This is a genomic window from Aquicoccus sp. (assembly GCF_041686535.1).
GTDB lineage: Bacteria > Pseudomonadota > Alphaproteobacteria > Rhodobacterales > Rhodobacteraceae > Aquicoccus.
In genome coordinates this window covers 1-9,844 of the sequence record NZ_JAWLDS010000102.1, presented here as the reverse complement: position 1 = coordinate 9,844, position 9,844 = coordinate 1, and the positions used below count along the sequence as shown (strand labels likewise).

General features: G+C 63.3%; 8 protein-coding genes and 1 pseudogene. 5 read left to right on the top strand and 4 right to left on the bottom strand.

Translation table 11 applies throughout. The features are described from left to right. A pseudogene (locus tag ACESL9_RS15335) lies at positions 1 to 210 on the top strand (aminotransferase); the annotation flags it as partial. 15 nt (positions 211 to 225) lie between these two features. Further along, positions 226 to 1,125 carry an aminotransferase class IV gene (locus tag ACESL9_RS15330; protein WP_372610039.1) on the top strand — a complete coding sequence of 300 codons (900 nt, stop codon included), beginning with the start codon at positions 226 to 228 and terminating at the stop codon, positions 1,123 to 1,125. Between the two features lie 101 nt (positions 1,126 to 1,226). On the opposite strand, the gene ACESL9_RS15325 is transcribed toward ACESL9_RS15330, so the two are convergent. The 4 genes from ACESL9_RS15325 to ACESL9_RS15310 all read right to left on the bottom strand — a co-directional run bounded on the left by ACESL9_RS15325 (position 1,227) and on the right by ACESL9_RS15310 (position 5,324). After that, positions 1,227 to 2,189 (bottom strand): LysR family transcriptional regulator, encoded by a 963-nt coding sequence (locus tag ACESL9_RS15325; RefSeq protein ID WP_372610037.1) that lies wholly within the window; start codon positions 2,187 to 2,189, stop codon positions 1,227 to 1,229. A 12-nt stretch (positions 2,190 to 2,201) separates the two neighbouring features. Then, complete coding sequence (phaR, locus tag ACESL9_RS15320) at positions 2,202 to 2,792, bottom strand: polyhydroxyalkanoate synthesis repressor PhaR (protein ID WP_372610035.1); 591 nt, start codon at positions 2,790 to 2,792, stop codon at positions 2,202 to 2,204. Between the two features lie 149 nt (positions 2,793 to 2,941). Then, the gene (locus tag ACESL9_RS15315; RefSeq protein WP_372610033.1) at positions 2,942 to 3,385 is read right to left on the bottom strand and encodes a phasin family protein; all 444 of its coding nucleotides are present in this window, start codon (positions 3,383 to 3,385) and stop codon (positions 2,942 to 2,944) included. A gap of 130 nt (positions 3,386 to 3,515) precedes the next feature. Then, a complete protein-coding gene (locus ACESL9_RS15310) occupies positions 3,516 to 5,324 on the bottom strand; it encodes a PHA/PHB synthase family protein (RefSeq protein ID WP_372610031.1) in 1,809 nt (602 codons plus the stop codon). A 127-nt stretch (positions 5,325 to 5,451) separates the two neighbouring features. Between ACESL9_RS15310 and phaZ the strand changes: the two genes are divergently transcribed. From phaZ to thrS, 3 genes are all read left to right on the top strand, one after another. After that, positions 5,452 to 6,735, top strand: a complete 1,284-nt coding sequence (gene phaZ / locus ACESL9_RS15305; protein ID WP_372610081.1) for a polyhydroxyalkanoate depolymerase — start codon at positions 5,452 to 5,454, stop codon at positions 6,733 to 6,735. An 8-nt stretch (positions 6,736 to 6,743) separates the two neighbouring features. Continuing rightward, positions 6,744 to 7,313, top strand: a complete 570-nt coding sequence (locus ACESL9_RS15300; RefSeq protein WP_372610029.1) for a DUF6151 family protein — start codon at positions 6,744 to 6,746, stop codon at positions 7,311 to 7,313. Between the two features lie 116 nt (positions 7,314 to 7,429). After that, on the top strand, positions 7,430 to 9,388 hold the full coding sequence (thrS, locus tag ACESL9_RS15295) for a threonine--tRNA ligase (RefSeq protein ID WP_372610027.1): 1,959 nt from the start codon (positions 7,430 to 7,432) through the stop codon (positions 9,386 to 9,388). Positions 9,389 to 9,844: the final 456 nt, after the last annotated feature.

The following is a 9,844-nucleotide window of genomic DNA, read 5'->3' as shown; positions in this document are numbered from 1 at the left end:
CTCTCGACCGACAATGCCCGCGCCTTCTGGAACTGGCATTTCATCCCCGGCGGCACGCCCGAACTGCCGCAAACCCGCGCCATGCTTTTGCACGCCTGCGACGCCCGCCTGCCCGCCCATCTCACGCTCGATCAATGCACCGCCATCGCCGATGCACTGGTGCTTGCAGCCGAAGAGGTCATGGGGCAGTCTCGCGCCTACGGAACCTGAGACGCGAGGCAGACCATGACGGATTTCACCAAGGGCGCAGCCTGGATGGGCGGAGAGATTCTGCCCATCGACGAGGCCAAGATTTCCGTCATCGACTGGGGGCTCACCCATTCCGACATCACCTATGACGTGGTGCCGGTCTGGGCGGGCGGCTTCTTTCGCCTCGATGACTATCTCGCCCGCTTTCGCCAATCCATCGAGGCGCTGCGCCTCGATATTCCCCAGAGTGACGCGGATATCGCGCAGATCCTGCATGACATCGTTGCCCGTTCCGGCCTGCGTGACGCCTACGTGTCGATGAGCGCCGCGCGCGGGGTGCCGCTCATCCCCGGATCGCGCGATCCGCGCGAATGCGGCAACCATTTCTATGCCTTCTGCGTGCCTTATATCCACGTGATCAAGCCCGAGGTCGCGGAACGCGGCTGCCACCTGTGGATCTCCAAATCCTCGCGCCGCATCCCCGAGGACAGCGTGAACCCGCGCGCCAAGAACTATCACTGGGGCGATTTCACCGCCGGGCTCTTCGAGGCAAAGGATAACGGCTTCGACACCACGGCGCTGCTCGATCACGCGGACAACGTGACCGAAGGGCCGGGCTTCAACGTCTTCGCGCTCAAGGGCGATAGGGTCATGACCTCGGATCACGGTGTCCTGCACGGCATCACCCGCAAGACCATGATCGAGATGTGCCGCGCACGCGGTCTCACCGTCGAGACCCGCGCCCTTCCGCTCTCCGAGTTGCTGGACGCCGACGAGGTATTCCTGTCCAGCTCCGGCGGCGGCGCGATCCCCGTCTCGCGCGTTGATGATCGCATTTTCGGCAACGATGCCCCCGGCCCCGTCGCCAGCCAGCTACGCGGGGACTATTTCGAGCTCATGCGCGACCCGGCCTACCGCACCGAGATCAGCTATTAGGGCGTGTTGCGACTGACCGGGATTACCGATCCCGACCAAGGGGCGGTCAAAGGGTGGCGCCCGACCCGGGCGGGGTGCCTTCGACAACACACGAAACACCCTCAAAACAACCGCAGCCGCTCCGCGAGGAAGGGATGTGCCGCGATCGCCGGATCGACAACCGCCTCGCGCAGGATCGGCTTCAGGGCGGTCGCAACCTGCTCCGGCATGTCCTGCAATATCCCCTTGCGCGCAATCAGGCTGATGGTGCGCGACAAGGGCGCGAAGGGCAGGTCCAGCACGTCAAGCTGATCGGCAAAGCGCCGCGCCCGCATCAGCGCCAGCGGCGTCAGGATGGTCCAGCCCGCCCCCTTGCCCACCAGCGCAAGGATCGCGTGGTAGCTGTCCAGCTCGAACCGATGCGCCACGGTCAGGTTCTGCCGCGCAAGGTGATCCGAAATCAACCGCCCCATGTAATGGCGCGAGGTATATTGCACCAGCGGCAGACCCTTGAGCTGGGCCAGCACATCGCCGCCCGCATCCACCACGCCCCTCGGGGCCGCGACCACGAACCCGTCTTCCAGGATCGGATGAATTTCCATCCAGTCCGCCGCCGCCCCCATTTCGGCGGCCACGATCACGTCCAGCGCCCGCGCATCGAGCTGATCATAGAGGACATGGCTCGCCCCGGTTTCCAGAAGGAACTGGCAATCGCGCAGCCGCCCGGCCATATGCGCCAGAAGTTGCGGGGTCACATCGGCCTCGAAATCCTCGATCACGCCCAACCGGAACCGGGTCAGCGCGCTCAGGTCGCTATTGGCCAGCTCGGCACGCACCCGGGCCGCCTCGTTGACGATGGTTTCGGCCCGCCGCCGGAATATCTCGCCCGCCGGGGTCAGGCGCACGGGGCGTTCGTTGCGCACCAGGAGGGTCACGCCCAGCGCGTTTTCGAGATTGGTCAATTGCTGCGACACCGCCGAGGGCGACGCGCCCAGCCGGCGCGCAGCAGCCGAGATCGAGCGCTCCTGCGCGGTGGCGATGAACACCTCGACCCCCCACAAGGTGATCTTGCCGGGGCTGGTCATGGCAAATCGTCCCTATTTTTCGAGCTTGGAGAGCTTCGACTGCAAATCGGCCAGCTGCTTCTTGATCGCGTCCAGGTCCTCGTCGTTTTCCGGCCCGGCCTTCTGTCCGGGCGCGGTCGGGCCCTCGCCCTCCCGCTCGGGCCCGGTCGTCCCGGTGGCGGCACTTCCAAATGCCGAGGACATCGCCTTGATAAACGCTTCCTGCTGGGCCTGCATCGCCTCGAACCCCGGCATCTTGGCCATCGGGTTCATCGCGCCCATGTTTTCCATCACCTTCGACTGGCCATCGCGCAGCATCTCGAAACTGGCCTGAAGGAATTGCGGCACCACGCTGGTGGCCTGGGTCGTATAGGTGCGCACCAAGTCGTTGAGCACCCCGATGGGCAGCACGTTCTCGCCCCGGCTTTCATGCTCGGCTATGATCTGAAGCAGGTATTGCCGGGTCAGGTCGTCACCCGATTTCAGGTCGATGATCTGGACCTCGCGGCCATCCCGGATGAAGCGAGAAATATCCTCCAGCGTCACGTAATCGCTGGTTTCGGTGTTATAGAGCCTCCGGCTCGCATATCGCTTGATCAAAAGCGGCTTGTCGCTCTGGGCCACGGGTTGTCCTCCCCAAGAAATGCAACGCTGCATCGCAGCCTAGGCGAGAGCAGAACAAAAAGAAAGGGCGAGCCGCATGGCCCGCCCTTTGGAATGGCGCCCCCTGTCATCGGGAGGAGAGGAAGATCAGGGGCGCAACATTGCCTCGCTTACTTGGCCGCGGTTTTCTTGGCGGCCGACGTCACGTCGTCGGTGGCTTTCTTCATGGCTGCGGTGGCCTCTTCGCTCACGTCCTTGCCGGCTGCCATCATCAGTTCGACGGTGTCGGTCTGGACTTTCTTGGCGACTTCGGCGAAGGCGGCCATGTTCTCGGCGGCCACTTCGGCACTGGCCGATGCGAAATCGGTCATGGCCTTGGCATAGTCGGCCGGATCCTTGCGGGCCTTGGACATCTCGGCCATCTTCGACAGCGTGTCCTTGGTCCACTTGGTCGAGATCTCGGTCGATTTCTCGGCAGCCTGCAGGGCCACGCCCGACAGTTTCTCGTTCAGGCTCGCCTGGGTCTTGAAGGCATCTTCGAACGCCTTGTTGTCCACCGGGAACGCGCCCATCATGTCCTGGAATACGGCGGTGAAGTCTTGGGTCTTTGCCATTGGTCTGATCCTTTGCATCTGCGTTGCGGGCCATCCCGCTCTCTGCGTCTGCAAAGAATATAGTTTCTGCAATGCAGCATTGCAAGGATTTTGTGCTGCAATGCAGCATTTCCGTGAAACTCTTGCAAAATCAAACCTTTGGCTTGGTCGCCACATAGGTTCCAGGGGCCGGGCACAGCACCGGATAGCCCGAATCGCCCGGCACGCGCGCCGGAACCATCTTGCCCGACCGCCGGCGCAGCCACTTCTCCCAGCGCGGCCACCACGACCCCTCGTGGAACCTCGCCTTCTCCATCCACGCGGGTGCGTCGGCGCTCATATTGGTGTTCGTGTAATGGCCGTATTTGCGTTTCGTGGGCGGGTTGATGATCCCCGCGATATGGCCCGATTGCGACACGATAAAGGTCTTCTGCTTCGCCCCCATCTGCTGCACGCCGCGGTAACAATCCTTCCAGGGCGCGATGTGGTCGGTCTCGCAACTCACAGCGCACACCGGAACCTCGACATCACGCAGGTGCAGGCGCGCACCGCACAGTTCGACCCCGTCGGTCGCGAAAAGGTTCTGCTGGCACAGCCAGCGCAGGTATTCCATCGTCATCCGCGCCGGAAGATTGGTGCCGTCGCCGTTCCAGTAGAGCAGGTCAAAGGCCGGAGGCGTTTCGCCCATCATGTAGCTGCGCACCGCCGGCCCATAGATCAGGTCCTTGGATCGCAGGAACGACATGGTGCGCGACATGATGAAACTGCGCAGCACGCCGACCTCTTCGACCTCCGCCTCGATCCCTTCGACGAAATCATCCTGAAGGAACGGGGTGAACTCGCCCTGATCGTTGAAATCGGTCAGCGCGGTAAAGAAGGTGGCCGACTTGACCGACGTGTCGCCGCGCTGTTTCATCAACGCCAGCGTCAGGTTCAGCGTCGTGCCCCCGATGCAATAGCCCACCGCGTTGATCCGCTTCTGCCCGGTGATCTCGCGCACCACCCGGATTGCCTCGAGGAACCCCTCCTCGATATAGGTATCCATCCCCACGTCACGATATTCCGGCCCCGGGTTGACCCAGGAGACGACGAAAAGCGTATAGCCCTGCTCGACGATCCACTTGATCAGGCTGTTCTCGGGCTTGAGATCGAGAATGTAGAACTTGTTGATCCACGGCGGAAAGATCAGAAGCGGCGTGGCATGCACCTCGTCCGTGGTCGGCGCGTACTGGATAAGCTCGAACATGCGGTTGCGATAGACCACGGCCCCCTCGCTCGCGCCGACGTTGCGGCCCAGTTCGAACGCGCTGTCATCGGCCAGCCGCACCAGCATTTCTCCGTCATTGGCCTCGAGATCGGCCACCAGGTTCTCCAGGCCCCGCACCAGCGATTCGCCCTCGGTCACCACCGCCCTTTCAAGCGCGTCCGGGTTGGTGCCGAGAAAATTGGTCGGGCTGAGCATGTCGACGATCTGCCGGGCAAAATAGTTGAGCCGCCTGCGGTCCTTGTCGTCGAGGTCCTCGGCCTCCTCGACCGCCTTGCGGATCGCCTCGGCATTGAGCTGATACTGCCGCTTCACGAGATGGAAATAGGGATGCGTATTCCACAAAGGGTTCGAGAATCGCGGATCCTCTGGCCCCTCCTCATCGGACAGCTCGCCGCCGACAAGCGCCTGCTGTGCCTCCATGAAATGCTTGACCGACTGGCCCCAGTATTCGACCTGCGCCTCGAAAAGCCGCGCCGGGTTCTGCATCATTTCCGACCAATAGGACGTCGCCGCGCGCGTGAAAAGCTCCGCATCCGGCCCGCTCAGCTGCGCATTGGGCGGCTTGCGGCTCGACAGGGCCTGGATCAGCCGTTGCGACAACTCGTCGACCCGCGCGAGATTCGCGGTCATCTTGTCGAGATTGGGCTCCTGGCCCGCATCCGTTGCGTCATCAGCCGCGTCATCAGTTGTCATCTCAGCAAATTACCCCTATCTTCGCTGCTACGCAGCATTCGTCGCCCTGGCGGAGGGGCATGTGCGGCACCTGCGAACCGGTTCCGGTCGATTCGACCGGAACATGGCAACCCAGAAGGAGACGCATATGCGTTACATGGCCACCTACGACCTGATGGAAAGCTTCCGCAACACGAACCAATGGCTTGGGGCCTCCGCCTCTGCACTTGCATCCTACCCGATCTTTTCCATGCTGCCAAACCCCGCACTGCATTGGATGGAAGCCTGGGGCGAAGTGACCGAACGCACGTTCCAGCGCATGGTGGCCAAGCCCGATTGGGGCATTCGCACCCATACCTGCCCCGATGGCCGCGATCACCTCGTCAATATCGAAACCGTGGTCGAAAAACCCTTTGGCGATCTCGTTCATTTCAATGTCACCGGCCGCGATCCCAACCCCCGGCGCGTTCTGCTCGTGGCGCCGATGTCGGGCCACTACGCCACGCTTTTGCGCTCCACCGTGAAATCGCTACTGGTGGATTGTGAAGTTTACATAACCGACTGGCACAATGCCCGCGACATTCCGGTGTCCGAGGGCAAGTTCGACATCGAGGATTACACCCAATACCTCGTCGATTTCATGCGCGCGCTCGGCCCTGACACCCATGTCATCGCGGTCTGCCAGCCCGCGCCACTGGCGCTTGCCGCCACCGCCTATCTCGCCGAACAGGACCCCGAGGCCCAGCCGCGCACGCTCACGCTCATCGGCGGGCCGATCGACCCCGACGCGGCCGCCACCGATGTCACCGATTTCGGCCGTCGCGTGACCATGGGCCAACTCGAACATTCGATGATCCAGCGCGTCGGCTTCAAATACAAGGGCGTGGGCCGCATGGTCTATCCCGGCCTTCTGCAACTTGCGTCGTTCATTTCGATGAACGCCGAGCGCCACACCACGGCCTTCCGCGACCAGATCATGCGCGTGATGCGCGACGAAGCGGGCGATCACGATCCGCATAACCGCTTTTACGACGAGTATCTCGCGGTGATGGACATGACGTCGGAATTCTACCTTTCCACCGTCGAACGCATCTTCAAGGATCGCGAGATCGCGAAGAACGAATTCGTGGTCGATGGCCACAAGGTCGATATCGGCAAGATCACAACCGTCGCGGTCAAGACCGTCGAGGGCGAGAAGGACGACATTTCCGCACCCGGCCAATGCGTCGCGGCGCTCGATCTCTGCACCGGGCTGCCCGATGCGAAGAAGGCGTCGCATGTCGAACCGGGCGCGGGCCATTACGGCATCTTCGCCGGGTCGAGCTGGCGCAACAACATCCGTCCGCTGGTGCTCGATTTCATCGACGCCAACTCGGGTGGGAAATCAGGCGGGAAATCCGCCAAACCCGCCAACAAGAACGCCGCCGCCTGAGGCCGCCCATGCACCGCGTCACCTTTTCCTGCACCTGCGGCTCCGTCGCGGGACAGGTCCGGGTGGCCTCCCCCGCCGCGGGCAATCATGTCGTCTGTCACTGCCCCGATTGCCGCACGGCCGAGCTTGCCCTGGGCCAGCCTGATCCCGCCCCGGACGGCGTGGCGATCTGGCAGACCATGCCAGACTGCGTTCAGATCGAACAGGGCGGCGACCGGCTCGCCATCCTCCGGCTGTCTCCCAAGGGCCTCTACCGCTGGCATGCTAGCTGCTGCGGCGCGCCGATGTTCAACACGCTGCGCCACCCGCGCCTTGCCTTTGCCGGGATCAGTGCCGCGCGGCTCTCCGACACCACGCCGCTCGGCCCGGTGACCTGCCAGGCCTTCATGGCCAAACCCGGCGGCGGCTACCGGCACACGGGCTTCAACCGCGCGGGCTTGCGCATCCTGCGGATGATGCTGCGCGCCAATCTCTCGGGCACATGGCGCGCCACGCCGTTCTTTGATGCCCAAGGCCAGCTCCGCGCCGACATCCGCGTCTTGTCCAGGGCCGAACGCACGGCGCTTAGACAACCCTGACCCCGGAACCGTGCCCCGGCCGCTTGACACCGCCGCGCCGGCCGGTCAAACACCCTGCGAGCAAGATACCCGCAACCGGGCGTTCCGTGGGCGCCAAACCGACGAGGAGCAAGGCCATGCATGACGGCCCGTCCCAGATTTCCCTGACATTGCCCGATGGCAACGCGCGCCAATATCCGGCCGGGATCACCCCCGCCGACGTCGCCGCCGACATCTCGACCAGCCTCGCCAAGAAGGCGATCAGCGCCCATGTCGACGGCGCGCACTGGGATCTGCAATGGCCGATCGCCGAGGATGCAAGCATCGCCATCAACACGATGAAGGACGACGCCCCCGCGCTCGAACTCATCCGCCACGACCTCGCCCATATCATGGCCCGCGCGGTTCAGGAGATCTGGCCCGACGTCAAGGTCACCATCGGCCCGGTCATCGACAATGGCTGGTATTACGATTTCGACCGCGAAGAGCCCTTCACCCCTGAGGATCTCGGCCGGATCGAGGCGCGCATGAAACAGATCATCGCCGCCCGCGATCCCGTCCGCACCGAGCTCTGGCCCCGCGAAAAGGCGATCGAGCATTATCGCGGCACGCACGAACCCTACAAGATCGAGCTGATCGACGCGATCCCCGAGGGCCAGCCCATTCGCATGTATTGGCACGGGGACTGGCAGGATCTCTGCCGCGGCCCGCACCTGCAACACACGGGCCAGGTGCCCGCCGACGCCTTCAAGCTGATGAGCGTGGCCGGCGCCTACTGGCGCGGCGACTCGAACCGCGCCATGCTGCAACGCATCTACGGCGTCGCCTTCAAGACCCGCGACGACCTCAAGAAACACCTGCACATGCTCGAAGAGGCCGCCAAGCGCGACCACCGCAAGCTGGGTCGCGAGATGGACCTCTTCCACATGCAGGAAGAAGCCCCGGGACAGGTCTTCTGGCACCCGAACGGCTGGTCGATCTACACCACGCTCCAGGATTACATGCGCCGGATGCAGACCCGCGGCGGCTATGTCGAGGTCAACACGCCGCAAGTGGTGGACCGCAAGCTGTGGGAGGCTTCGGGCCACTGGGAAAAATACCAGGACAACATGTTCATCGTCGAGGTCGACGAGGAACACGCGCGCGAGAAGGCCGTGAACGCGCTCAAGCCGATGAACTGCCCCTGCCACGTGCAGATCTTCAACCAGGGCCTCAAGAGCTATCGCGACCTGCCCCTGCGCATGGCCGAATTCGGATCGTGCAACCGATATGAGCCCTCGGGCGCGCTGCATGGCATAATGCGGGTGCGTGGCTTCGTTCAGGACGATGCGCATATCTTCTGCACCGAGGACCAGATCGAGGAAGAAACCCGCATCTTCATCGACTTCCTCTCCACTGTCTATCGCGATCTCGGGTTCGAGAGTTTCTCGGTCAAGTTCTCCGACCGCCCTGACATGCGCGCCGGGGCCGACGCGGTCTGGGACAAGGCCGAGGAGGCGCTCAAATCCGCGACCGTCGCGGCGGGCTGCGATTTCGATCTCAACCCCGGCGAAGGCGCCTTCTATGGACCGAAACTCGAATTCGTGCTCACCGACGCGATCGGGCGCGACTGGCAATGCGGCACGCTCCAGGTCGATTTCGTGCTGCCCGAACGGCTCGACGCCACCTATATCGGCCAGGACGGTGCGAAACACCGCCCCGTCATGCTCCACCGCGCCACGCTGGGCAGTTTCGAACGCTTCATCGGCATCCTGATCGAGGAACATGCCGGCAAGCTGCCGTTCTGGCTCGCCCCGCGGCAGGTGGTGGTGGCTACCATCGTCTCGGAGGCCGATGATTACGCGCATGAAGTCGTGACCGCCCTGCGCGCCGCGGGCATCCGCGCCGAGACCGACACCCGCAACGAAAAGATCAACTACAAGGTGCGCGAACATTCGGTTGCCAAGGTGCCGGTGATCCTCGCGCTCGGTCATCGCGAGGTCGAAGACCGCACCGTCACCCTGCGTCGGCTGGGCGAGAAACAGACCCGCGTCGCACCGATTGACGAAGTGACGAGCGCGCTTGCCGCCGAGGCCACGCCCCCCGACCTGCGCTAGGACGCGGAGTTTCCACGTCAATCCAGCCCGCCCGGGCCACCCTTGGCCCGGGCCTGCGGTCCGTGATTCGGCCTGATTCTGCCGGATCATGCGTATAGGTCGTTTCCGCTTGCCAGATAATCATTGCCCCGTGGAACGATTGTTCCTGTAAATGGCCGGCCACGGGGCCTGCACCATGCTCCTGTCGCCACCGGACTCGTGGAAATCGCGGAGTCATCGTAATCTCAAGATATGCTCGGTCATCGCAAACGGGATGCGTTCGCGCTGTCGGGCCCTTTGAACCTCGCGCGCGACGCGATGACTGCAAACCTGGGGACTCAAGATGTCAAAGATTTTCACCTATGAAGAGGACGGCCTCTCTTACACCGTCACCGTGTACGAAGATGAGAATGGCGGCGTTTTGGCCGATATCGGCGTCGACAGCGGGCACATGGATGTGAATGCCGTCTATTTCGG

Bases quoted from the DNA above. Each gene is read 5' to 3' on its own strand.
- ACESL9_RS15330 (WP_372610039.1), top strand. From the start codon at position 226: ATGACGGATTTCACCAAGGGCGCAGCCTGGATGGGCGGAGAGATTCTG.
- ACESL9_RS15325 (WP_372610037.1), bottom strand. From the start codon at position 2,189: ATGACCAGCCCCGGCAAGATCACCTTGTGGGGGGTCGAGGTGTTCATC.
- ACESL9_RS15315 (WP_372610033.1), bottom strand. From the start codon at position 3,385: ATGGCAAAGACCCAAGACTTCACCGCCGTATTCCAGGACATGATGGGC.
- ACESL9_RS15310 (WP_372610031.1), bottom strand. From the start codon at position 5,324: ATGACAACTGATGACGCGGCTGATGACGCAACGGATGCGGGCCAGGAG.
- phaZ (WP_372610081.1), top strand. From the start codon at position 5,452: ATGCGTTACATGGCCACCTACGACCTGATGGAAAGCTTCCGCAACACG.
- ACESL9_RS15300 (WP_372610029.1), top strand. From the start codon at position 6,744: ATGCACCGCGTCACCTTTTCCTGCACCTGCGGCTCCGTCGCGGGACAG.
- thrS (WP_372610027.1), top strand. From the start codon at position 7,430: ATGCATGACGGCCCGTCCCAGATTTCCCTGACATTGCCCGATGGCAAC.